This window comes from Coprococcus comes ATCC 27758 (genome assembly GCF_025149785.1).
GTDB classification, from domain to species: Bacteria; Bacillota; Clostridia; order Lachnospirales; family Lachnospiraceae; genus Allocoprococcus; species Allocoprococcus comes.
This window is the reverse complement of record NZ_CP102277.1, coordinates 1,984,709-2,007,014: the sequence shown is the minus strand read 5'-3', so window position 1 is coordinate 2,007,014 and position 22,306 is coordinate 1,984,709. Positions and strand designations below refer to the sequence as shown.

At 44.2% G+C, this 22,306-nt stretch carries 23 protein-coding genes and 1 other RNA gene; 20 read left to right on the top strand and 4 right to left on the bottom strand.

Annotated features, from left to right (window positions below; translation table 11 throughout):
* Positions 1-24 precede the first annotated feature (24 nt).
* A complete protein-coding gene (locus NQ556_RS10085; RefSeq protein ID WP_022220367.1) occupies positions 25-1,008 on the bottom strand; it encodes a cation diffusion facilitator family transporter in 984 nt (327 codons plus the stop codon).
* A 212-nt stretch (positions 1,009-1,220) separates the two neighbouring features.
* Here NQ556_RS10085 and spoIVA point away from each other — a divergent pair, with 212 nt between their 5' ends.
* The 6 genes from spoIVA (at position 1,221) to NQ556_RS10055 (ending at position 6,071) form a co-directional block, all read left to right on the top strand.
* On the top strand, positions 1,221-2,693 hold the full coding sequence (gene spoIVA / locus NQ556_RS10080; protein WP_022220368.1) for a stage IV sporulation protein A: 1,473 nt from the start codon (positions 1,221-1,223) through the stop codon (positions 2,691-2,693).
* Positions 2,694-2,857: 164 nt separating this feature from the next.
* Positions 2,858-3,343, top strand: coding sequence for a MogA/MoaB family molybdenum cofactor biosynthesis protein (locus NQ556_RS10075; protein WP_008374969.1), 486 nt, complete (start codon positions 2,858-2,860; stop codon positions 3,341-3,343).
* An 8-nt stretch (positions 3,344-3,351) separates the two neighbouring features.
* Complete coding sequence (locus NQ556_RS10070) at positions 3,352-4,041, top strand: MBL fold metallo-hydrolase (protein WP_008374970.1); 690 nt, start codon at positions 3,352-3,354, stop codon at positions 4,039-4,041.
* Positions 4,042-4,052: 11 nt separating this feature from the next.
* Positions 4,053-4,526, top strand: coding sequence for a ribonuclease HI (rnhA, locus tag NQ556_RS10065; RefSeq protein ID WP_008374972.1), 474 nt, complete (start codon positions 4,053-4,055; stop codon positions 4,524-4,526).
* A 46-nt stretch (positions 4,527-4,572) separates the two neighbouring features.
* An RNA gene (rnpB, locus tag NQ556_RS10060) (RNase P RNA component class A) lies at positions 4,573-4,920 on the top strand.
* A 221-nt stretch (positions 4,921-5,141) separates the two neighbouring features.
* Complete coding sequence (locus NQ556_RS10055) at positions 5,142-6,071, top strand: hypothetical protein (protein WP_008374974.1); 930 nt, start codon at positions 5,142-5,144, stop codon at positions 6,069-6,071.
* Between the two features lie 394 nt (positions 6,072-6,465).
* On the opposite strand, the gene NQ556_RS10050 is transcribed toward NQ556_RS10055, so the two are convergent.
* Both NQ556_RS10050 and pyrB read right to left on the bottom strand, forming a co-directional pair.
* Complete coding sequence (locus NQ556_RS10050; RefSeq protein ID WP_008374977.1) at positions 6,466-6,912, bottom strand: aspartate carbamoyltransferase regulatory subunit; 447 nt, start codon at positions 6,910-6,912, stop codon at positions 6,466-6,468.
* Between the two features lie 14 nt (positions 6,913-6,926).
* Positions 6,927-7,847: an aspartate carbamoyltransferase gene (gene pyrB, locus NQ556_RS10045; protein WP_022220369.1), complete on the bottom strand. Its 921-nt coding sequence runs from the start codon at positions 7,845-7,847 to the stop codon at positions 6,927-6,929.
* A 217-nt stretch (positions 7,848-8,064) separates the two neighbouring features.
* Here pyrB and pheA point away from each other — a divergent pair, with 217 nt between their 5' ends.
* The 6 genes from pheA to thiI are packed head-to-tail and all read left to right on the top strand — an operon-like array spanning position 8,065 to position 14,649.
* Entirely contained in the window at positions 8,065-9,195 is a 1,131-nt protein-coding gene (pheA, locus tag NQ556_RS10040) for a prephenate dehydratase (protein ID WP_008374981.1), read from the top strand.
* A 23-nt stretch (positions 9,196-9,218) separates the two neighbouring features.
* Positions 9,219-10,508, top strand: coding sequence for an ATP-binding protein (locus tag NQ556_RS10035; protein ID WP_022220371.1), 1,290 nt, complete (start codon positions 9,219-9,221; stop codon positions 10,506-10,508).
* Between the two features lie 13 nt (positions 10,509-10,521).
* Positions 10,522-11,484 (top strand): 50S ribosomal protein L11 methyltransferase, encoded by a 963-nt coding sequence (prmA, locus tag NQ556_RS10030; RefSeq protein ID WP_008374985.1) that lies wholly within the window; start codon positions 10,522-10,524, stop codon positions 11,482-11,484.
* Between the two features lie 19 nt (positions 11,485-11,503).
* Positions 11,504-12,241 (top strand): 16S rRNA (uracil(1498)-N(3))-methyltransferase, encoded by a 738-nt coding sequence (locus NQ556_RS10025; RefSeq protein ID WP_008374987.1) that lies wholly within the window; start codon positions 11,504-11,506, stop codon positions 12,239-12,241.
* Between the two features lie 59 nt (positions 12,242-12,300).
* Complete coding sequence (locus NQ556_RS10020) at positions 12,301-13,458, top strand: cysteine desulfurase family protein (protein WP_008374989.1); 1,158 nt, start codon at positions 12,301-12,303, stop codon at positions 13,456-13,458.
* A 9-nt stretch (positions 13,459-13,467) separates the two neighbouring features.
* On the top strand, positions 13,468-14,649 hold the full coding sequence (gene thiI, locus NQ556_RS10015) for a tRNA uracil 4-sulfurtransferase ThiI (RefSeq protein WP_008374992.1): 1,182 nt from the start codon (positions 13,468-13,470) through the stop codon (positions 14,647-14,649).
* Between the two features lie 92 nt (positions 14,650-14,741).
* On the opposite strand, the gene NQ556_RS10010 is transcribed toward thiI, so the two are convergent.
* Positions 14,742-14,975 (bottom strand): HPr family phosphocarrier protein, encoded by a 234-nt coding sequence (locus NQ556_RS10010; protein WP_008374994.1) that lies wholly within the window; start codon positions 14,973-14,975, stop codon positions 14,742-14,744.
* A gap of 134 nt (positions 14,976-15,109) precedes the next feature.
* Here NQ556_RS10010 and mtaB point away from each other — a divergent pair, with 134 nt between their 5' ends.
* The 8 genes from mtaB (at position 15,110) to NQ556_RS09970 (ending at position 22,256) form a co-directional block, all read left to right on the top strand.
* Entirely contained in the window at positions 15,110-16,435 is a 1,326-nt protein-coding gene (mtaB, locus tag NQ556_RS10005) for a tRNA (N(6)-L-threonylcarbamoyladenosine(37)-C(2))-methylthiotransferase MtaB (RefSeq protein WP_008374996.1), read from the top strand.
* Between the two features lie 51 nt (positions 16,436-16,486).
* Positions 16,487-16,744 carry an IreB family regulatory phosphoprotein gene (locus tag NQ556_RS10000; RefSeq protein WP_008374998.1) on the top strand — a complete coding sequence of 86 codons (258 nt, stop codon included), beginning with the start codon at positions 16,487-16,489 and terminating at the stop codon, positions 16,742-16,744.
* A gap of 12 nt (positions 16,745-16,756) precedes the next feature.
* Entirely contained in the window at positions 16,757-17,185 is a 429-nt protein-coding gene (gene ruvX / locus NQ556_RS09995; RefSeq protein WP_044999233.1) for a Holliday junction resolvase RuvX, read from the top strand.
* 39 nt (positions 17,186-17,224) lie between these two features.
* The gene (locus NQ556_RS09990; protein WP_008375002.1) at positions 17,225-17,491 is read left to right on the top strand and encodes a DUF1292 domain-containing protein; all 267 of its coding nucleotides are present in this window, start codon (positions 17,225-17,227) and stop codon (positions 17,489-17,491) included.
* A 122-nt stretch (positions 17,492-17,613) separates the two neighbouring features.
* On the top strand, positions 17,614-19,278 hold the full coding sequence (locus tag NQ556_RS09985; protein WP_044999236.1) for a ribonuclease J: 1,665 nt from the start codon (positions 17,614-17,616) through the stop codon (positions 19,276-19,278).
* 154 nt (positions 19,279-19,432) lie between these two features.
* The gene (locus tag NQ556_RS09980; protein WP_008375007.1) at positions 19,433-20,080 is read left to right on the top strand and encodes an O-methyltransferase; all 648 of its coding nucleotides are present in this window, start codon (positions 19,433-19,435) and stop codon (positions 20,078-20,080) included.
* 36 nt (positions 20,081-20,116) lie between these two features.
* Positions 20,117-21,352 (top strand): peptidase U32 family protein, encoded by a 1,236-nt coding sequence (locus tag NQ556_RS09975; RefSeq protein ID WP_008375008.1) that lies wholly within the window; start codon positions 20,117-20,119, stop codon positions 21,350-21,352.
* Positions 21,345-22,256 carry a CPBP family intramembrane glutamic endopeptidase gene (locus NQ556_RS09970; RefSeq protein WP_022220373.1) on the top strand — a complete coding sequence of 304 codons (912 nt, stop codon included), beginning with the start codon at positions 21,345-21,347 and terminating at the stop codon, positions 22,254-22,256. Before NQ556_RS09975 ends, NQ556_RS09970 begins: the two co-directional genes overlap by 8 nt.
* The last annotated feature ends 50 nt before the right edge of the window (positions 22,257-22,306 follow it).

Sequence of the window (22,306 nt, the reverse complement as noted above, 5' to 3'; positions counted from 1 at the left end):
TTTAAAGAATAAGGATCAGATAATTCAGTCTGCAAATTTTGCATTCTGATCCACTTCTTCCGACTGGTTTACGATATGATTGGTCAATGCCTCATCATCCGTGGTAAACACAATATCCGGCAGAAGTTCAAAATAAAAATCCGTATATTTTTTCGCAAGAGCCTGGATACAGAAATTCTGTACGATCTTAAACCGGGTAATGGAAACCAGATCTTTGTCAAAGGTGATGTAAACACTGATCCAGAGCTTTCTTCCGGTACGGAGAATGTCATAGTAGAGCTTTTTGTAACCATAGGCATTTAGGACAGGTTCGATCGTTTCTTTAATTTCATCAACAGTCTCTTCCTCCGGCGGGATCAGGAACAGATCCCGAAGTCCGGTTATTACCGTCTTTATCGGTGTCGGCAGCATAAAGATGGACAGGGTGACGGTAATGATCTGGTCAAGATAAGGTGTTATGGGTCTGAACCATGGAAAAGGCAGCAGAACCGGAAGAAAGAAGGCAATTGCCATACCGAAAGAGGCAATACTGTCGATCTCCCAGCCTTCCATTTCCATTGTGATCATTGGGGAATCCATCAGACGATTCTTATATTTGAGATAAATGGATACGGTAATTCCCAGAAAAAATGCAAATAATTCAAACCAGGCAATGGTATCAAAAGCGACTTTTCTGCCACCATGGATCATGATTTCGATATTGTTCAGGATCAGCCCGACGGTAACGCCAGTCATGGTAATGCCCTTGACAACGACAAACATAGATTCAATCTGCATATAACCGAACGGGTGCTTTTCATTGGATGGCTTGTAAAGTAGCGGAATCAGAAAAAGCGACGGCAGGAGCATGCAGAACTCGACTCCGTCATAGATTGCGTCCAGAAGAACTGCCTGGGAACTGGTGTAGATTGCCATGACGATCTCAACGATAACGAAAAACAGATTCCCGTACAGGGAGACAGACATGGCTTTTTTTTCTCTTTTTTGTGCTTTTCTTCCTACGTGCATAGGATACCTCCTTTTTTGACTGTAAGAAAATCCCGATAGGATTTTCTGATAAATGAAAGGCATTACGTGCCTGTAATACGCTTTTTTGTTACCATTTATCATACCCGATTTTGAAATTGATGGCAAGAAAGTAAAAGTGAACTGGCAGTATAGTTGTTCTAAACCGGGGAAAGCCCGCATACACTGTATCAGCAATCAAAGGGGGACAGTGTATGGATACATTTGATTTATACAAGGATATACAGTGCCGGACGAATGGAGAGATCTATCTGGGTGTGGTAGGACCGGTACGGAGTGGCAAATCAACCTTTATCAAGCGTTTTATGGATGTGCTGGTGCTGCCGAAAATGACCGATGAGCATGCAAAAGAGCGGACGGTGGATGAGCTTCCGCAGTCTGCGTCAGGGAAGAGCATCATGACAACGGAGCCGAAATTTGTGCCAAAAGAAGCTGCCGAAATCCAGCTCGCAAAGGATGTGAGTGTGCTGGTGCGTCTGATTGATTGTGTGGGCTATATGGTGGAGGGAGCCGCCGGTTACATGGAAAATGGAGCAGAACGTCTGGTGAAAACGCCGTGGAACGAAAAAGAAATTCCGTTTACAAAGGCGGCAGAAATCGGGACGAAAAAGGTAATCCATGACCACTCCACGATCGGGATTGTTGTGACGACAGACGGAAGTATCGGAGAGCTTCCCAGAAACAGCTACCGGGCGGCAGAAAAGAAAACGATCCAGGAGCTGAAAAGCATTGGCAAGCCGTTCGTGGTCTTGGTCAATACCCGGAAACCGTACAGCGCAGAGGCAAAAAACGTGGCAGAAGAAATCCAGAAAGAATATCAGGTAACGGCACTTCCGGTCAACTGTGAACAGCTCCGGGAAGAAGATATCCACCGGATCATGGAAAATGTGCTCTTTGCATTTCCGGTCACAGAAGTAAAATTTTTCCTTCCAAAATGGGTGGAAATACTTAGAGCAGATCACAAGGTCCGGGAAGAGCTGGTATCTTATGCAAGAGAAGTCATGGGCAGAATCGGAGAAATCCGGGATGCGATGGAGATCCGGAAGCCGGAGCAGAGTACCTACATAAATGCAGTAAATGTAACAGGTGTGTCCATGGATACCGGTGAGATCTCGGTTGAAATCAAGGTAGAAGATGGCTGTTATTACGAAATGTTAAGTGATCTGACCGGAACGCAGATCAGCGGGGAATATGATCTGATCCATACAGTGCGTAATCTTGCCATGCTCCAGAAAGAATATGAAAGTGTCAAAGATGCACTTGCTTCGGTTAAAATGAAAGGCTACGGTGTAGTCAGCGCGACAAGAGAAGAAATCCGGCTGGACGATCCAGTGGTAATCCGGCAGGGCAATAAATACGGAGTAAAGATCCGTTCGGAAGCACCTTCTATCCATATGATCCGAGCTAACATTGAGACCGAGATCGCGCCGATCGTGGGGAGTGAGCAGCAGGCAAAGGATCTGGTAAATTATATCAACGAGGCGGCAAAGAGCCCGGATGGAGTCTGGGGAACCAATATTTTCGGAAAATCGATCGAAGAGCTGGTGATGGATGGCGTGCGAAACAAGATCGCCATGATCGGAGATGAAAGTCAGGCAAAACTGCAGGACACCATGCAGAAGATCGTCAATGACAGCAACGGAGGTATGGTTTGCATCATTATCTAAAATTTTTCTTAAATCAATTCGATTGGCGGCGGGAAACTTGCATGGCAATCCGAGAGTATGTTATACTAAAGTCTATACGTTAGGGGATACATTTTCATGGAATGAATGGTCATATAAGATACCATGAAATCTATACGTGAGGAGAAAAGAAAAGAGGGACATCTATGAAAGTAGCAATTGTATCAGCAGACACCATGATATACAGAAAACAGAAGGATGATACGTGTTCGCCAATCGTGCGAAGAGTGCTCGATCAGGTCAGCTTCAAGACAGAGCTTGTACAGCCGGTACCAAATGACAGGGAGGTTATCCGCAAGATCCTTGCGAAGATCGCGGATGCACAGATGGCAGATCTGATCCTTACGATCGGTGGGATCGGATGCAGAGAAGAGGACTGTGTTCCGGAAGCGACAAAGGCAGTGGTCGATAAGGAGATTCCGGGGATCGGAGAGTCGATGCGTCTTTTTATGACACGGACCAGAAAAAGGGCAATGCTGACGAGAGGAACAGCAGGTATCCGGGGTAAATCCCTGATCGTCAATCTTCCGGGAAGTCCGAAGATCATTAAAGAGTGTCTGGAATATGTTCTTCCGGAGATTGTTTATGCGACAGAGACAGCAGCCGGTGAACATGATGATGTTGAGGAGTAGGCAGACAGATGAGGGTGACGTATATCGGACACAGCGGATTTTCGGTGGAACTGGAATCCCATATTCTATTATTTGACTATTATGAAGGAACGATGCCGGAGTTTGATCCAGCGAAGAAGCTGTTGGTGTTTGCCAGCCATTCCCATCCGGATCATTTTAACAGAGAGATCCTGAAGCTTGCGGATGTGTATCCGGATGTGGAATATATTTTCCCGAAGGATATCAGAATTGCGAAAAAGGAGCAGCGTGAATCGGAACATTTCATGCGAAAAAAGGATGAGATTACTGTCGGGGATACAAAGGTAAAAAGTCTGCGTTCAACCGATGAAGGGGTTGCCTTTCTGGTAAGATGCGAAGACAGGATCATTTATCATGCAGGGGATCTGAACTGGTGGCACTGGGAAGAGGAAGATGATGCGTATAACCGGATGATGCGCGGCGATTATCAAAAGGAGATTGAAACGCTGACCGGTGAAAAGATCGATCTTGCATTTGTCGTGCTTGACCCGAGACAGGAAGAGCAGTTTTACTGGGGCTTTGACTGGTATATGCGGCATACGGATACGAAGATTGTATTTCCGATGCATATGTGGAAGCAGTACGAGGTGCAGGACCGGCTTATCGGAATGGAAGTATCAGAGCCATACCGGGAGAAGATCATGCGGATCCGGGAAAAGGGACAGGTATTTGAACTATAAGGAGACAATTTATGAAAGTCAGTATTTATACAGATGGAGCGGCAAGAGGTAATCCGGACGGACCGGGCGGTTATGGAGTCGTTCTGGAATATGTAGACCCGAAGGGAGAACTTCATGTTAAAGAGCTTTCCGGCGGCTATGTGCGGACAACCAATAACCGGATGGAGCTGATGGCTGTCATCCGGGGGCTGGAAGCGCTCAACAGACCTTGCGAGGTAGAGCTTTATTCTGATTCCCAATATGTGGTCAATGCATTCAATCAGCACTGGATCGAGGGATGGATCAAAAAGGGCTGGAAGCGTGGGAAGAATGAGCCGGTCAAGAATACCGACCTGTGGAAGCGGCTTCTGGAAGCGAAAAAGCCGCACCAGGTGAACTTCAATTGGGTAAAAGGGCATGATGGACACCCGCAGAATGAACGTTGTGATACTCTTGCGACAACGGCAGCAGACGGAAATGAGCTGCAGGTTGATCCGGGAGTGTAGAAGAAATCCTTTACACTGATAAAAAAATGTGATAAAGTATCTAAGGCAAGTAAGACAGACGTTCGCGGATGCAGGTGCCGAAAGGCCGCAGACGAGGAAAGTCCGGGCTTCACAGGGCAGGATGCCGGATAACGTCCGGTAGAGGTGACTCTAAGGATAGTGCAACAGAAATATACCGCCTGCAGATGCAGGTAAGGTTGGAAGGGCAGTGTAAGAGACTACCGCCTGGGTGGTAACACACAGGGCATATGTAAACCCCATCCGAAGCAAGACCGAAAAGAAGTGGTATGGCGGCCCGTCATGCTTCAGGTTGGTCGCTTGAGTCTGCTGGCAACAGCAGAACTGGATAGATGAACGTCCACGACATAACCCGGCTTATCGTTTTGCTTGCTTTTTTATTTTTAATTGAGAAACTTTGAAAAGAATCTGTATTCATATTCATGAAGGATATAGATTCTTTTTTTGTTGCGGTGCCCTTTAATTTTTATGATATCGTAGTATTGTGTGAATGATTTTTTGAGTGGAATGAAAAATAAAAAAACGTGATAATCCGTTTGACAATCGTTTGAAAAATATGGTAGTTTTAGGAGGATTAAAGTTATGTAGGAGTGTCAAATGAGGAATGATCGTTTTCAAAGTCGGGAAAGAGGAAATGTAGCATATTACCATCTTCCGGGCTTGTTTGAATTTTATGAACTGTACAGACTTTTTTTGTCGCTGTTTTATACACACAGGGAATATTTCTATGACTGGTGTGAGATTGGTTCCATTTATGGAGCCCCGGAAGACTGCCTGTGGGGCGGAGGACGTGTGGAAGCAGGAGAAGCTGAGCCGGAAGAAGTGCTTGCACTTATGCAGAAGTACGGGATTTCTGCCCGTCTGACCTTTAGTAATTCTCTGCTCAGGAAAGAGCACCTTGCGAATCAGAGATGCAATATGCTTTGTCAGTTATTTGAGAAAAGCACAGGTGTGAAAAACGGTGTGATCGTGCACTCAGAGCTGCTGGTGGATTATCTGAAAAAGAAGTATCCGGGGTTCTATCTGGTCTCATCTACCACGAAAGTGTTGACCGAATTTCAGGAGTGTCTGCGGGAAATCCAGAGAGAAGATTTTCAATATGTCGTGCCGGATTTCCGTCTGAATAAGATGTTGGATAAATGGAATACATTATCAGAAGGTCAGAAGGATAAAGTTGAATTCCTGTGTAATGAGTGTTGTTGGTTCGGCTGCAGGGACCGGAAAGCCTGTTATGAGGATGTGAGCCGGAAGAATCTCGGAAAAGATGGAGAGGAACACCGGTGTACTGCGCCAAATGCAAAGGAAGGCTATCGTTTTTCAAAAGCAATGACAAATCCGGGATTTATCAGCGTAGACGATATCAAAAATATCTATTTGCCGATGGGATTTACAAATTTTAAGATCGAAGGCAGGGGACTTGGAAGTGCGCTGATCCTGGAATTTCTGCTGTATTATATGACAAAGCCGGAATATCAGCTGCATGTAAGAGAGGAATTGTATCTGGATAATATGCTGGATTTGTTTTAAAATCAAGGGAAAGATTTTTATGGACAAATACCAGAAATTTTGAAGACATATTCGCTTTTGTTTTTCTGCGTCTATAGGAGGTATTTTTTATGTTATTAAGTATTGCGCTGATCCTGCTTGTTGGAATGTGTATGAGTTGGATCTGTCAGGACTGAAGAAAATAGGAAGATCCGCAGTGATGATGTGCTTTGTCCCTGCAAGCCTATGACTGCATTCTGTCAATATCCACTGTATGCTGTGCCGGACAAACATACTGCAGAAAACAGGACGAGCAATACCAAGATCTCCTTTCTTACTGTACGAAGGAGACAAAAAATAAAGGACGCATGAAAAAATTTTCTTTTTTCATGCGTCCTTTGCGTGGCACCTGTCCGCCTAGTCCAACAAGCCGACGCTAGCCCCGCTTTCTGTTGTATTTCTCTTCACAGTATTTACATCTATACACTTCGTTCTCCGGATCAGTCAGTACAAACACATGATCCAGTCCCTGTTCAATTGAAGTAATACATCTCGGATTGTGGCATCTGATCACATTCTTGATTTCAGATGGCAGTTTCAGTTCTTTTTTCTCAACAATCTTGGAATCTTCGATAATGTTTACCGTGATATTATGATCGATAAAACCAAGGATATCCAGATCAATGATATCGATCGGGCATTCAATCTTGATGATATCCTTTTTACCCATCTTGTTACTTTTGGCATTCTTGATGATGGCTACGCAGCAGTCAAGCTGATCAAGTTTCAGATATTTGTAGATATCCATGCTTTTTCCTGCTTTGATGTGATCCAGTACGAAGCCCTCTGAAATTTTCCCAATGTTCAGTGTATTTTCAACCATGTCTTTCGCCTCCCTTAATCTACATGAATATCCAAAAGTGTCAGGATCAGTGCCATACGGATATAGACACCATACTGTACCTGCTTGAAATAAACAGCTCTTGGATCATCATCAACTTCAACAGAAATTTCGTTGACACGCGGAAGTGGATGGAGAACCAGCATATCTTTTGGTGCAAGTTCCATTTTCCCTTTGTCCAGGATGTAGAAATCTTTCATACGGATATAATCTTCCTCGTTGAAGAAACGTTCCTTCTGAACACGTGTCATATAAAGGATATCGAGATCCGGAAGGGCATCCTCCAGGCGTTCTACTTCTGTATATGGGATATTTTTCTTATCCAGTACGTCTTTGCGTACATAACTTGGCAGACGGAGTTCCTCCGGTGAAATAAGTACAAACTCGATGTTCTCATAACGCACCAGGGCATTGATCAGAGAATGTACAGTACGACCGAATTTGAGGTCTCCACAGAGTCCGATCTTCAGATTATTCAGACGTCCTTTTAAAGAACGGATGGTTAAAAGGTCAGTCAGTGTCTGTGTAGGATGCTGATGTCCGCCATCACCTGCGTTGATCACCGGGATTGAAGAGTGCTGCGCTGCAACCATCGGTGCACCTTCTTTTGGATGTCTGATCGCACAGATATCTGCATAGCAGGAAACCATACGGATCGTATCTGCTACGCTTTCCCCTTTGGTAGCAGAGCTGGAAGCTGCCGAAGAAAAGCCAAGTACATTACCACCGAGATTCATCATTGCTGCTTCATGACTCAGTCGGGTACGGGTACTTGGCTCATAGAATAAAGTGGCAAGCTTTTTGCCTGCGCAAGCATGTGCATATTTTTCTGGATGAGCTTCGATATCACCTGCAAGATCCATAAGCTTATCGAGCTCTTCCACAGAAAAATCTAAAGGACTCATTAAATGTCTCATAAGAAACCTCCTTAAAAATAACCGCAGAATATGTGCGGGTTCATATATTCTTTATCTATAATATAACAAAAACATGGTTATTTCAACAAAGTTTTACATGTTTTTTCTGATCGGGTTTGCGAAGAAATGTAGATTTTACAGAAAAAATATATTATAATGAAAAATTAGTAACGTCAGCGTAAGAAGACATAAGGATAAAACGATAAGGAGTGGGACAATGCAGAGTCTGGAAGAGATGAGAAAAGAGCTGGATGTGATCGATGACCAGATCACCACGCTTTATGAGAGACGTATGAAGGTCTGCGAAGGAGTTGCAGAATATAAGATAAAGAACGGACGAAAGGTATTTGATAAGACAAGAGAGAACGAGAAACTGGCAGCAGTAGCAGAAAAGGTGTCCACAGATTTTAACAAAAAAGGGATCCGGGAGCTTTTTGAACAGCTGATGAGCATGAGCAGAAAGCTGCAGTACCAGCGTCTTTCTGAGGAAGGAGTTCTGGGAAGACTTCCCTTTATCGGACTGGATCAGCTGGATCTTGATGGTGCACGTGTGGTCTTCCAGGGAGTGGAAGGAGCCAACAACCAGGCAGCTATGTTAAAATATTTTGGGAAAAATGTGAAAAACTGCCATGTACCGTCATTCCGTGATGCAATGGAAGCAATTGAAGAGGGAAGCGCAGATTATGCAGTCCTTCCAATTGAAAATTCTTCCGCAGGTCCGGTGACACAGGTGTATGACCTTCTGGTGGAATTTGAAAATTACATTGTAGGAGAGACGGTCCTTCCGATTAAGCATATGCTTGCCGGAGTGAAAGGAACTACACTTTCCAGCATTGAAAGAGTGTATTCACATCCACAAGGACTGATGCAGACATCCCATTTCCTGGATGAACACGGAACCTGGCAGCAGATCAGTGTTGCCAATACTTCTATGGCGGCCAAGAAGATGATGGAAGACCAGGATACCACGCAGGCAGCTGTCTGCAACGAATATGCAGCAGAGCTTTACGGACTGGATATCCTGGCAAGAGAGATCAATGACGAATCTGACAACAGTACAAGATTTATCATTGTCACAAACCAGAAGGTATTCCTGAAAAATGCATCCAAGATCAGTATTTGCTTTGAAATACCGCATGAGAGTGGATCGTTGTACCATCTGCTTTCCCATTTTATTTACAATGACCTGAACATGACAAAGATCGAATCCCGGCCGGTAGAAGGAAAAAGCTGGGAATATCGTTTCTTTGTGGACTTTGAAGGAAATCTGGCAGATGCCGCAGTGAAAAATGCGATCCGTGGACTGAGGGAAGAAGCACTGAATCTGAAAATCCTTGGAAATTATTAGACTGAAAAAGAGAGGACACGGCTATGAGAACAAATGAACTGATATTATATCGTTATATGGAACATGAAGATCTGCTTCGGGACATGACATTTCTGATCGACAATGCAGATAATGATTATTACAACAAAGAGGATTTGAAGAGCCTTCTTTTCGAAAATTTAAATGAGCTGATCGAGCTGGCTGCAAACTATGGATTCGAGGGGAACCTCTGGCATACCTTCCTGACGTTCCTGCTTGCCAACAGTGAGAATGCTTACAGTACAGCCTGTGAAGTGGTAGGAGAGGTAGAGGGAAGCGTCAATAAAGCAGCCCTTCATGATTTTCAGATTTTCAAAGAACTGTTCGAATATGATCTGAAAGAGATGGGTGAAAAGCTCGGTACAGACAGTCTGGAACTGATTGAGGACTATCATCCGGTCAATGCCAAGGGACATGTATTTAACAAGAGGATTCGCGACCGGATCTGCGACTTAAGCAAAGCTCTTGCGCAGACAGATGATGCAGAAGAATTTAAGACAACTGTAACCCAGTTCTACAAAGAATTTGGAGTGGGAACTTTCGGACTTCACAAGGCATTCCGTATTGAGCATACGGAAGAAGGAGCACAGATCGTGCCGATCACCAAGATTGCACACGTCCATCTGGACGATCTGGTGGGCTATGACATTGCCAAGAAGAAACTGATCGATAATACCGAGGCATTTGTAAAGGGTAAAAAAGCTAATAACTGTCTGCTTTTTGGTGATGCCGGAACCGGTAAATCTTCTTCAATCAAGGCAATCCTGAACCAGTATTATGACCAGGGACTTCGTATGATCGAAGTGTACAAGCATCAGTTCAAAGACCTGAATGATGTGATCGCACAGATCAAGAACCGGAATTATAAATTTATTATTTATATGGATGATCTTTCTTTTGAAGAATTCGAGATTGAGTACAAATATCTGAAAGCGGTGATCGAAGGCGGTCTGGAGAAGAAACCGGATAATATCCTGATCTATGCAACTTCCAACAGAAGACATCTGGTACGTGAGACATTCAAAGATAAAGCCGACAGAGATGAAGAACTGCACACCAATGATACCGTACAGGAGAAACTTTCGCTGGTAGCAAGATTCGGCGTGACCATCTATTTTGGAAAACCGGATAAAAAAGAATTCCAGAAGATTGTCACCACGCTTGCAGATCGTTACGGTGTCGAGATGGAAGAGGAAAAGCTTCTTCTGGAGGCAAACAAATGGGAATTGAGCCATGGTGGATTAAGCGGACGTACTGCACAGCAGTTTATTGATTATTTGCTTGGACAACAATAAAAGGAGAACCAATATGAAGTGGAATAAATTCAGATTAAAGACAACAACCGAGGCAGAAGACATTGTCAGTAGTATGCTGATGGACCTTGGTGTACAGGGAATCGAGATTGAGGATAAGATTCCGATGACACAGGCGGAAAAAGAGCAGATGTTTGTTGATATCCTTCCGGAGACAGGAATCAATGACGGCATCGCATATATCAGTTTCTATCTGGAAGAAGATGAAGATAAAGAAAGTCTTCTGGAAGCTGTGAAAAATGAACTGGAAGATATGCGTGCCTATGTGGAAGTAGGTGAAGGAACGATAGAAGAATCCCAGACAGAGGATGTGGACTGGGTCAATAACTGGAAAAAATATTTTCACCAGTTCTATGTGGATGATATCCTGATCATTCCGTCCTGGGAAGAAGTAAAGCCGGAAGATGAAGGCAAGATGATCGTGCATATCGATCCGGGAACTGCATTCGGAACGGGAATGCATGAGACCACACAGCTCTGCATCCGTCAGCTCCGCAAATATGTGACAGAGGACACCAGAATTCTGGATGTAGGATGCGGAAGTGGAATTCTTGGAATGCTGGCGCTGATGTTCGGTGCAAAGTATTCTGTAGGAACAGACCTGGATCCGTGTGCGATTGATGCAACCTATGAAAATATGGAAGTCAACGGTATTTCAAAGGATAAATACGAAGTAATGATCGGAAATATCATTGATGATAAAGCAGTCCAGGATAAAGTTGGTTATGGATGCTATGATATCGTTGTGGCGAATATTCTTGCAGACGTACTGGTGCCGCTGACACCGGTGATCGTGAACCAGTTAAAAGACGGTGGTATCTACGTGACAAGTGGTATCATCGAAGACAAGGAGGAGACGGTAAAAGCAGCGGTAGAGGCAGCAGGTCTCACGGTTCTGGAGGTTCATCATCAGGGAGAATGGGTATCTGTAACAGCGAGAAAAGAAACGAAAGCGTAGGCAGAGAGGATCAGAAAAGATGCATCATTTTTTTGTAACACCACAGCAGATCTCCGGAGATAAGATCCGGATTGAAGGCGGAGATGTTAATCATATGAAGAATGTGCTCCGGATGAAGCTGCATGAAAAGGCTGAAATCAGTGACGGAGAAAGCAGAACCTATCTGTGCGAGGTGGAAGCCTATGAAGAAGATGTGGCGGTTCTGCATATTCTGGAAGAGATGGAAGCGGACACGGAACCGGCGTCAAAGCTGTATCTTTTCCAGGGGCTTCCCAAAAGCGACAAGATGGAGCTGATTGTGCAAAAAGCGGTGGAGCTTGGCGTGTATCAGGTGATTCCTGTAGCAATGAAGCGTTCTGTTGTTCGTCTGGATGATAAGAAAGCAGCGAAAAAAGCAGACCGTTGGAATTCCATCGCAGAAAGTGCGGCAAAGCAGGCCGGAAGAAGCCGGATCCCGGAAGTTACCATGCCGCTTTCTTATAAAGAAGCACTGAAAATGGCAGAAGAGCTTGATGTGACGTTGCTTCCGTATGAACTTGCAGGTGGTATGGAAGTGACAAGAGAAGTGATCCGCCAGATTAAAAGTGGACAGTCTGTTGGGATTTTTATCGGACCAGAGGGTGGATTTGAACCGGAAGAAGTTGATGCAGCAGTCAGTATGGGGGCGAGGGTCATCACCCTGGGCAGGCGGATCCTGCGGACAGAGACAGCCGGACTTGCAACGCTTGCTATACTGATGTTTGAACTGGAACAGTAGACCGGCAGGCAAAGAACTGCATAAGATAAAGAGAAGAAGTGTTTGGGAGACAAAGAAAAATGGAAGTTTATCTGGATAATTCAGCAACAACGAGAGCCTATGAGTGTGTTCGGGATATAGTTGGAAAAGTGATGTGTGAGGATTACGGCAATCCATCCTCCATGCATAAAAAAGGTGTGGATGCAGAAGCGTATGTCCGTGAGGCGAAGGAGACACTTGCAAAGATTCTGAAGGTGCAGGAAAAGGAACTTTATTTCACATCCGGTGGAACAGAAAGTGACAACCTTGCATTGATCGGAGGTGCACGTGCCAATCACCGTGCCGGCAAGCATCTGATCACCAGTTCAATTGAACATCCGGCAATTCTCAATACCATGCGTTACCTGGAAGAGGAGGAGGGCTATCGTGTGACCTATCTTCCGGTTGATGAGTATGGACGGATCCGCCTGGATGCGTTAAAGGAAGCGCTCTGTGACGAGACGATCCTGGTATCGGTCATGTATGTGAATAACGAAGTGGGATCGGTTCAGCCGATTGCAGAAGCATCTGCGATCGTAAAGGCTTATAATAAAAATATCCTGTTCCATGTGGATGCAGTACAGGGATTTGGAAAATATAAGATTTACCCGAAAAAGATGGGAATCGATATGCTTTCTGTAAGCGGACATAAGATCCATGGACCGAAGGGAATCGGTTTTATCTATATCAATGAAAAAGCAAAAGTAAAACCGATCATTTTCGGAGGCGAACAGCAGAAAAACATGCGTTCCGGAACAGAAAATGTACCGGGGATTGCAGGAATCGGGCTGGCAGCAAAGACGATTTACACGGACCTAGATGAAAAGGTGGCACATATGCGTGCCTTGAAACAGCACTTTATCGAAGGGGTACAGAAAATCGATCATACTGTGATCCACGGACTTTATGATGAAACAAGTGCACCACATATCATCAGTGTGGGATTTGCAGGAATCCGGAGTGAGGTTCTTCTTCATACACTGGAAGAGAAGGGGATTTATGTATCATCCGGTTCGGCATGTGCATCCAACCATCCGGCGATCAGCGGAGTGCTAAAGGGAATCGGAGCCGGAAAAGAATATCTGGACGCAACGCTTCGGTTCAGTATGTCAGAATTTACTACAGAAGAAGAAATTGACTATACGTTGGAAACATTATATAATTGTGTACCGATGCTTAGAAAGTACACACGCCATTAGGAGGAAAAAATGAAGTTTCAGACTTATTTGATAAAATATGGAGAAATTGGAATCAAGGGAAAGAACCGCTATATGTTCGAGGATGCGCTGGTAAGACAGATCAAGCATTCATTAAAGGATCTGGATGGATTATTCCATACTTATAAAGCACAGGGAAGAGTTTATGTGGACTGTGACGGAGATTATGACGGAGATGAAGTGGTAGAAGCTCTGAAAAGAGTATTCGGAATTGTAGGGATCTGTCCGGTTGTCCGCGTAGAGGATAAAGGATTTGAAGAACTGAAAAAAGATGTGATCGCATACATGGATGAGGTTTATCCGGATAAGAATATCACATTTAAGGTAGAGTCCCGTCGTGCAAAGAAAACCTATCCGAAGAAATCAATGGAGATCAATTATGACCTCGGAGAAGCTATTCTGTATGCATTCCCGGAAATCCGGGTAGATGTACACCACCCGGATGTACTGCTTCATGTAGAGGTAAGAGAAGAGATTTATATCTATTCCGAGATCATTCCGGGACCTGGCGGTATGCCGATCGGGACCAATGGAACCGCGATGCTTCTGCTTTCCGGTGGAATCGACAGTCCGGTTGCAGGTTATATGATCTCCAAACGTGGCGTCGGACTGGAGGCAACCTATTTCCATGCACCGCCGTACACCAGCGAGAGGGCCAAACAGAAGGTAGTGGATCTTGCAAAGCAGGTTTCCAAATATACAGGACCGATCAAGCTGCATGTAGTCAACTTTACCGATATCCAGCTTTATATCTATGAAAAATGCCCACATGATGAACTGACGATCATCATGCGCCGTTATATGATGCGGATTGCAGAGCATTTTGCAAAAGAAGACGGATGCCTGGGACTTATTACCGGTGAAAGTATCGGACAGGTGGCAAGCCAGACCATGCAGAGCCTAATGGCAACCAACGATGTATGTACATTGCCGGTATATCGGCCACTGATCGGATTTGACAAGCAGGAGATCGTAGATATTTCAGAGAAGATCGGAACCTATGAGACTTCCATTCTTCCATACGAAGACTGTTGTACGATCTTCGTGGCAAAACATCCGGTAACCAAACCGAATGTAGAAGTGATCCGCAAATCAGAAGAAAACTTAAGTGAAAAGATTGATGAACTGTTTGCAGAAGCAGTGAATACTGTGGAGACGATCATCGTAAAATAATAAAAGAAAAAGGGGAGCTTTTTCAGGCTCTCCTCAAAAAAAGAAAGGACGCAGTACAGAAAATGTACTGCGTCCTGATACTTCGCATTCTATTATACTAAGTATGGTTTCAGAAGTTCGATGATGTTATCAGCATCCTGGTTCTCAGCATGGATGTTCAGATCGATCGGTTTAGAAAGATCAAGACTGAAGATACCCATGATAGATTTTGCATCAATCACATATCTTCCGGATACCAGGTCAAAATCGTAATCGTATTTTGTGATTTCGTTTACGAATGATTTTACTTTGTCGATAGAATTTAAAGAAATTTGTACGGTTTTCATTGAAAACACACCTCCTTGATTTCATTTTCTATAGTTATATTAAAAGTTATACATAAAAAAGTCAAGGAACAAAACGCCGAAGAATGAATGAAATTTTCGTTAAATGTTATAAATATTGAAAGTAGGATGAATTTATGAAAAAAGCAGCATTACACAACCTGGGCTGTAAGGTAAATGCTTATGAAACAGAAGCGATGCAGGAACTGCTGGAAAAGAACGGATATGAGATCGTACCGTTTCATGATCTGGCAGATGTCTATGTGATCAATACCTGCTCGGTGACGAATATGGCAGACCGCAAGTCCAGACAGATGATCCATCGTGCCCGAAAACAGAATCCTGATGCAGTGATCGTAGCGGCCGGCTGTTATGTGCAGGCGCAGGCGGATATGGGTGAGCTGGATGAGAATATAGATATTGTAATCGGGAATAATAAAAAAAAGGATCTGATCCGCCTTCTGGAAGAATATTTTAAAGAAGACATTCCGGAACAGATGCAGGAGGTCATTGACATTAACCATACCTTCGAGTATGAGAGCCTCCATCTTTCCCGGACAGCAGAGCATACAAGGGCATATCTGAAAGTGCAGGATGGCTGCAACCAGTTCTGTACCTATTGCATCATTCCTTATGCGAGAGGACGCGTGCGCAGCAGGAAAAAAGAAGACGTAGTGGAAGAGGTGCGTACACTTGCGGAACATGGGTATCAGGAAGTGGTACTTACCGGAATCCATCTCAGTTCTTACGGACTGGAATGGAAAGATGAAAATGGAAAGCAGACAGAAGGACTCCTGGATCTGATCCGCGCGGTACATGGAGTTGAAGGGATCAAAAGGATCCGTCTGGGTTCTCTGGAACCGCGTATCGTGACGGAAGAATTTGCAAAAGAACTGGCTTGCCTGCCGAAGATATGTCCGCATTTTCACCTGTCTCTGCAGAGCGGATGTGATGCAACCCTGAAACGGATGAACCGCAGATATGATGCGGCAGAATATCGGGAAAAATGTGAGCTTCTCCGGAAGTATTTTGAAAATCCGGCACTGACAACCGATGTGATCGTAGGATTCCCGCAGGAATCAGAGGAAGAATTTGAAGCCTCCCGGGACTTTGTAGACAGCATCAATTTTTATGAGACTCATATATTTAAGTATTCAAAACGCCAGGGAACGAAGGCTGCGAAGATGGACGGGCAGATCCCGGAACATGAAAAAACGCGAAGAAGCAATATCATGCTGGAACTGAACCGCAAAAAAATGCAACGCTATGAAGAAGGATGGCTTGGGAAAAAGGTGGAAGTTCTATTTGAAGAGATGACAGAACGTGATGGGAAAAATTATGTCACAGGGCACACCAAGGAATATCTGCGGATTGGGGTTCCATGCGAACCGGAACAGGCAGACCGGTGGACCAATCAGTTAAAAGAGATAGAACTTACTTCACTTTCACAAATTATGCATTGAATTTTTGTATAGATTATATTAAAATGAATATGAAGTATTGGAGGTCGTAAGATGAAAGATATAACGAATACACAATTTTTTCAGGTAGAGACAGGACCACAGATCCAGGCAAAAGATATTCTGGAAATTGTATATAATGCTCTGGTGGAAAAAGGATATAATCCGGTGAATCAGATTGTAGGATACATTATGTCCGGTGATCCTACATACATTACCAGCTATAACGGAGCAAGAAGCCTTGTGATGAAGGTTGAGCGGGATGAGATAGTAGAAGAATTATTAAAAGCTTATATCAGACATGAACTGTAGGTTGAAGATATGATGCGGATAATGGGACTTGATTATGGTACGAAGACCGTAGGTGTTGCTGTAAGTGATCCTTTGGGGATTACGGCACAGGCAGTGGAGACAGTTACGAGGAAGGACGAGAACAAGCTTCGGAAGACACTGGCAAGGATTGAGAGCCTTGCAACCGAATATGGAGTAGAGAAGTTTGTGATCGGTTTTCCGAAACATATGAATAATGATATCGGAGAACGGGCAGAGAAGGCACTGGAATTTGGAGAGATGCTGAAGCGGCGTACCGGCATTGAGATCGTGATGTGGGATGAGCGCCTTACAACGGTGGAAGCGGAACGGACACTTATGGAATCCGGTGTAAGACGGGAGAACCGCAAGCAGTATGTGGATCAGATCGCGGCTGTATTTATATTGCAGGGATATCTGGACTCTCTGGGTATGCAAAAGTAACAGGCTTTGGAATACAATCAGACGATAAGGGGAAAGTATATGAAGAATGAAAAATTAACGTTTACATGCGGAGAAGGCGGCGAAGCAGAAGAATTTTTTGTTGTGGAGCAGACCAGACTGAATGGAGTGACTTACCTTCTGGTTGCAGATTCAGAAGAGGATGATGCAGAGTGCCTGATCTTGAAGGATACAAGTGCGCCGGAAGAGAAGGACAGCGTTTATGAGATGGTAGAAGAGGAAGTAGAGCTTAATGCCGTACTCAAGGTGTTCGAAGAGCTTCTGGAGGATGTGGAGATTGAAGTGTAGACGGAACTGTCAAAAGAATATTTCTGACAGATAAGAACGGGGTTCGCACACAGAGGCGGACTCCGAATTTTACGATAATTAAATGTACGGATAAGATACATAAAATATATGGAGGTGTGAGATTGAAGAAAAAAAGCAACTCAAAACTTAAGATCATTCCGCTTGGAGGTCTTGAAAAGATCGGAATGAATATCACTGCCTTTGAATATGAAGACAGTATTATTGTAGTAGATTGCGGATTGTCGTTCCCGGAAGATGATATGCTCGGAATCGATCTTGTAATCCCGGATATCAGTTACCTTAAGAGCAATGCGGATAAGGTGAAGGGTTTTGTGATCACACATGGACATGAGGATCACATTGGAGCGCTTCCTTATGTGCTTAAAGAGATTAATCTGCCGATTTATACAACAAAGCTGACTATGGGAATTATCGAGAAAAAGCTCACAGAGCACAATCTTCTCCGCTCAACTAAAAGAAAAGTAGTGCGCCATGGACAGTCGATCAATCTTGGAAAATTCAGAATTGAATTTATCAAGACGAACCACAGTATCCAGGATGCATCGGCACTGGCAATCTATTCGCCGGCAGGTATTGTTGTGCATACCGGAGACTTTAAGGTAGATTATACACCGGTATTTGGTGATGCGATTGATCTGCAGCGTTTTGCAGAAATTGGCAAGAAAGGGGTACTGGCATTGATGTCAGACAGTACCAATGCGGAGAGACCTGGTTTTACACAGTCAGAAAGGACAGTGGGAGCTACATTTGACCGGCTTTTTGCCGAACACTCCAATACAAGAATTATTGTAGCAACCTTCGCTTCGAATGTAGACCGTGTACAGCAGATCATCAATACGTCTTACAAGTATGGACGTAAAGTAGTTGTAGAAGGCCGCAGTATGGTAAATATCATTTCGGTTGCATCAGAGCTTGGCTATTTGAATGTGCCGGAGAATACGCTGATCGAGACAGATCAGTTGAAAAACTATCCAAGAGAGAAGACAACGATCATCACAACCGGAAGCCAGGGAGAATCTATGGCGGCTCTGTCACGTATGGCAGCAGATATCCATAAGAAGATCTCGATCATGCCGGGTGACACGATCATTTTAAGCTCTAATCCGATCCCGGGTAATGAAAAAGCGGTATCGAATATCATCAATGAACTCTCTGAAAAGGGAGCGAATGTTATTTTCCAGGATACGCACGTATCCGGACATGCGTGCCAGGAAGAGCTGAAGCTGATCTATTCACTGGTAAAACCAAAATATGCAATTCCGGTTCACGGAGAATACCGTCATCTGAAAGCGAACGCAGGTATTGCCAAATCTCTTGGGATTCCGAAGAACAACATTTTCATCCTCAAGTCAGGTGATGTACTCGCACTGGATGATGAAAGTGCAGAAGTTTTAGATAAGGTACACACAGGAGAAATCCTGGTAGATGGACTCGGTGTTGGCGATGTCGGTAATATTGTACTGCGTGATCGTCAGCATCTGGCAGAAGACGGAATCCTGATTGTTGTTCTGACACTGGAAAAGCGTACCAACCAGCTTCTTGCCGGACCTGATATCGTATCCCGTGGATTTGTTTATGTACGTGAATCTGAAAGCCTGATGGAAGAGGCACGGAAGGTTGTTACGGAAGCGGTTGAAAAATGTCTGATGAGCCGTCATGCTGACTGGAGCAAGATTAAGCTTGTGATCCGCGACACAATGAATGACTTTATCTGGAAAAGAACCAAGAGAAAACCAATGATCCTTCCGATCATTATGGATGTATAATATAAAGATGCCTGTGGCATTTTTATGAAAATAAGCAGATGCGAAGATATCTGCATAAAGAAGCGCAGTCAGAGTTGAAAAGAAAATAAACTTTGTCTGCGCTTCTATGATAAATGTATAGGATAAGAATTCCCTTGGAAGAAAAGAGGAAGATATGATAGTAGAAGAACGACTGACGACTTACCTCCATTCTCTGGAAAGCGCGGACATTCCCGTTCTCGATGAGATCGAACAGGAAGCCCTTGCGGACATGGTTCCGATCATCCGCAAAGAGACAAAAAGTTTTCTGAAAGTAATGCTGGAGATCAAACGTCCGGTAAAGATTCTTGAAATTGGGACAGCAGTTGGATTTTCGGCAATTCTGATGGGAAAATATTCTCCGGAGGAATGTCACATTACAACAATCGAAAATTACGAAAAAAGGATTCCAATTGCCAGAGCCAATTTTGCCAGGGCAGGTATGGAACAGAAAATTACGCTGCTTGAAGGCGATGCACTGGAGATTATGAAAGGCATGCCGGATGATGCAGGATTTGATTTTGTGTTTATGGATGCCGCAAAGGGACAATATCCGGCATATTTAGAACAGGTGATGCGTTTCCTTGTGCCGGGAGGGATCCTGATCACGGATAATGTGTTGCAGGACGGAGATATTATTGAGTCACGGTTTGCGGTGGAAAGAAGAGACCGCACGATCCATAGCCGGATGAGGGAGTATCTGTATACTCTGAAACATCATCCTGAGCTTGAGACGTCTATTCTTCCGCTGGGAGATGGGGTGGCACTGAGCGTGCGAAAATAAAAACAGGAGATAACAGTAACAGAAAGGAAAAAAATAATGGCAAGACATCCTGAATTATTGATACCGGCAAGCAGCCTGGAAGTGTTGAAGACTGCAGTCGTATTTGGAGCAGATGCAGTTTATATTGGAGGAGAAGCATTTGGACTTCGTGCAAAGGCAAAGAACTTTTCCAAAGAAGATATGATGGAAGGAATCCGGTTTGCACATGAGCATGATGTAAAAGTATATGTAACTGCAAATATTCTGGCACATAACTACGATCTGGAAGGCGTGCGGGAATATTTTAAAGAGTTAAAGGAAATAAAACCGGATGCATTGATCATTGCTGATCCGGGTGTATTTGAGATTGCAAAAGAAGTATGTCCGGAAATTGAAAGACATGTGAGTACACAGGCCAATAATACAAATTATGCAACTTATATGTTCTGGTACAGACAAGGGGCGAGCAGAGTTGTATCTGCAAGAGAACTTTCCATGCGTGAGATCAAAGAAATCCGTGCACATATCCCGGATGATCTGGAGATTGAGACATTCGTACACGGTGCAATGTGTATTTCTTATTCCGGAAGATGTCTGCTCAGTAATTTCTTTACAGGCAGGGATGCAAACCATGGCGCATGCACCCATCCGTGCCGCTGGAAATATTCTGTTGTGGAAGAAACCCGTCCGGGAGAATATATGCCGGTTTATGAAAATGAGAGAGGAACGTATATTTTCAATTCAAAAGATCTCTGTATGATCGAACATATTCCGGAGCTTATCGATGCGGGGATTGACAGCTTCAAGATCGAAGGAAGAATGAAAACGGCTCTGTATGTGGCAACTGTAGCGAGAACATACCGGAAAGCAATTGATGATTATCAGAAAGATCCGGAGCTTTACAGGAAGAATATGCCGTGGTATCTGGACCAGATCTCGAATTGTACCTATCGGCAGTTTACAACTGGATTTTTCTTTGGAAAACCATCGGAAGAGGCACAGATTTATGACAGCAACACCTATATCCGGGAGTACACATATCTTGGAATCACAGAAGAGATTAAAGACGGTATGGTGAAGATCGAACAGAGAAATAAATTTTCGGTGGGCGAGACGATTGAGATCATGAAACCGAACGGAGATAACGTGGAGGTTCAGGTAAAACGGATCGTAAATGAAGAAGGAGAAGAACAGGAGAGTGCACCACATCCGAAGCAGGTACTGTATGTAGAACTTTCCGGTAGGGCTGACAAGTACGATATTCTCAGAAGAAAAGAGGAAGCAGATGAATAAAAAAACGTGGAAGCCATATGCGGCGATCGTACTGATCCTTCTGTACGGCGTGGATATATTCTGGCTTTCCGGATTTTGTGTCTATTATTTTGGTGAGTGGGGAATTCCAATGTATGAGGGTCTTCTTGCGGTGCTGGCACTTGGAATAGTAGTGCTTTTCAGGGAAGACGTAAAGCGTGCATTTCCATTTCACAGACCGACGATCGCAAAGACTGTCGGAACATTGCTGATGTGGATCGGAACCCTTCTGATCACGATGATTCCGACATCGATCCTGCTTTATGTATTTCCGGAGCAGATGAGTGGGGCTACAGAAAGTGTGAGTGAATTATCCGGCGGACTGCCGTTTGGACTTGCATTTCTTCTGATCTGTGTCACGCCGGCGATTTTTGAGGAAATAGCATTCAGAGGCGGGCTTTTCAGCTGTTTTCGTGGCTTTAGGAGTCCATGGCCGGCAATTCTGATCAGTGCAGCAGTGTTCGGTGCATTTCACGGAAGCTTCTGGCGGTTTGTGCCGACAGCGATGCTTGGAATCGCCATGGGATATCTGCTTGCCGAGACGGATAACATGTTTTATAACATGCTATTCCATCTGATCAATAATGCGTTGCCGACATTGCTTTTACAGCTTACTTCCAGTGTGGCTTCAGAGCAGATGGAAAGTGCAGAAGCTATGGCATCGACAGGCATTTTGCTTGTGACGGTGGCGGTGTATTTTATGTATGCTTCGGCAGGACCGTTTCTGATTTATGCGGGGAATTACCTGATCCATAAAGGGCAGCCGGGATACGACAGGGGACTTCTGCCAAGAGAGAAAAAGAAAACTCTGCTGGGGCTTGTGATTGTAAGTAGCGTCTTTCTGGGACTTGGCATTCTGCTTTTTGGTATAGGAATGTTTGAGTAGAGTGTCCTGTCTGCCGGTGTGAAAGAAGCATCATGAATTAAAAAATAGAC

Excerpts from the sequence above, each read along its gene's own strand:
- NQ556_RS10085 (WP_022220367.1), bottom strand. The coding sequence starts at position 1,008 with ATGCACGTAGGAAGAAAAGCACAAAAAAGAGAAAAAAAAGCCATGTCT.
- spoIVA (WP_022220368.1), top strand. The coding sequence starts at position 1,221 with ATGGATACATTTGATTTATACAAGGATATACAGTGCCGGACGAATGGA.
- NQ556_RS10075 (WP_008374969.1), top strand. The coding sequence starts at position 2,858 with ATGAAAGTAGCAATTGTATCAGCAGACACCATGATATACAGAAAACAG.
- NQ556_RS10070 (WP_008374970.1), top strand. The coding sequence starts at position 3,352 with ATGAGGGTGACGTATATCGGACACAGCGGATTTTCGGTGGAACTGGAA.
- rnhA (WP_008374972.1), top strand. The coding sequence starts at position 4,053 with ATGAAAGTCAGTATTTATACAGATGGAGCGGCAAGAGGTAATCCGGAC.
- NQ556_RS10055 (WP_008374974.1), top strand. The coding sequence starts at position 5,142 with ATGAGGAATGATCGTTTTCAAAGTCGGGAAAGAGGAAATGTAGCATAT.
- NQ556_RS10050 (WP_008374977.1), bottom strand. The coding sequence starts at position 6,912 with ATGGTTGAAAATACACTGAACATTGGGAAAATTTCAGAGGGCTTCGTA.
- pyrB (WP_022220369.1), bottom strand. The coding sequence starts at position 7,847 with ATGAGACATTTAATGAGTCCTTTAGATTTTTCTGTGGAAGAGCTCGAT.
- pheA (WP_008374981.1), top strand. The coding sequence starts at position 8,065 with ATGCAGAGTCTGGAAGAGATGAGAAAAGAGCTGGATGTGATCGATGAC.
- NQ556_RS10035 (WP_022220371.1), top strand. The coding sequence starts at position 9,219 with ATGAGAACAAATGAACTGATATTATATCGTTATATGGAACATGAAGAT.
- prmA (WP_008374985.1), top strand. The coding sequence starts at position 10,522 with ATGAAGTGGAATAAATTCAGATTAAAGACAACAACCGAGGCAGAAGAC.
- NQ556_RS10025 (WP_008374987.1), top strand. The coding sequence starts at position 11,504 with ATGCATCATTTTTTTGTAACACCACAGCAGATCTCCGGAGATAAGATC.
- NQ556_RS10020 (WP_008374989.1), top strand. The coding sequence starts at position 12,301 with ATGGAAGTTTATCTGGATAATTCAGCAACAACGAGAGCCTATGAGTGT.
- thiI (WP_008374992.1), top strand. The coding sequence starts at position 13,468 with ATGAAGTTTCAGACTTATTTGATAAAATATGGAGAAATTGGAATCAAG.
- NQ556_RS10010 (WP_008374994.1), bottom strand. The coding sequence starts at position 14,975 with ATGAAAACCGTACAAATTTCTTTAAATTCTATCGACAAAGTAAAATCA.
- mtaB (WP_008374996.1), top strand. The coding sequence starts at position 15,110 with ATGAAAAAAGCAGCATTACACAACCTGGGCTGTAAGGTAAATGCTTAT.
- NQ556_RS10000 (WP_008374998.1), top strand. The coding sequence starts at position 16,487 with ATGAAAGATATAACGAATACACAATTTTTTCAGGTAGAGACAGGACCA.
- ruvX (WP_044999233.1), top strand. The coding sequence starts at position 16,757 with ATGCGGATAATGGGACTTGATTATGGTACGAAGACCGTAGGTGTTGCT.
- NQ556_RS09990 (WP_008375002.1), top strand. The coding sequence starts at position 17,225 with ATGAAGAATGAAAAATTAACGTTTACATGCGGAGAAGGCGGCGAAGCA.
- NQ556_RS09980 (WP_008375007.1), top strand. The coding sequence starts at position 19,433 with ATGATAGTAGAAGAACGACTGACGACTTACCTCCATTCTCTGGAAAGC.
- NQ556_RS09975 (WP_008375008.1), top strand. The coding sequence starts at position 20,117 with ATGGCAAGACATCCTGAATTATTGATACCGGCAAGCAGCCTGGAAGTG.
- NQ556_RS09970 (WP_022220373.1), top strand. The coding sequence starts at position 21,345 with ATGAATAAAAAAACGTGGAAGCCATATGCGGCGATCGTACTGATCCTT.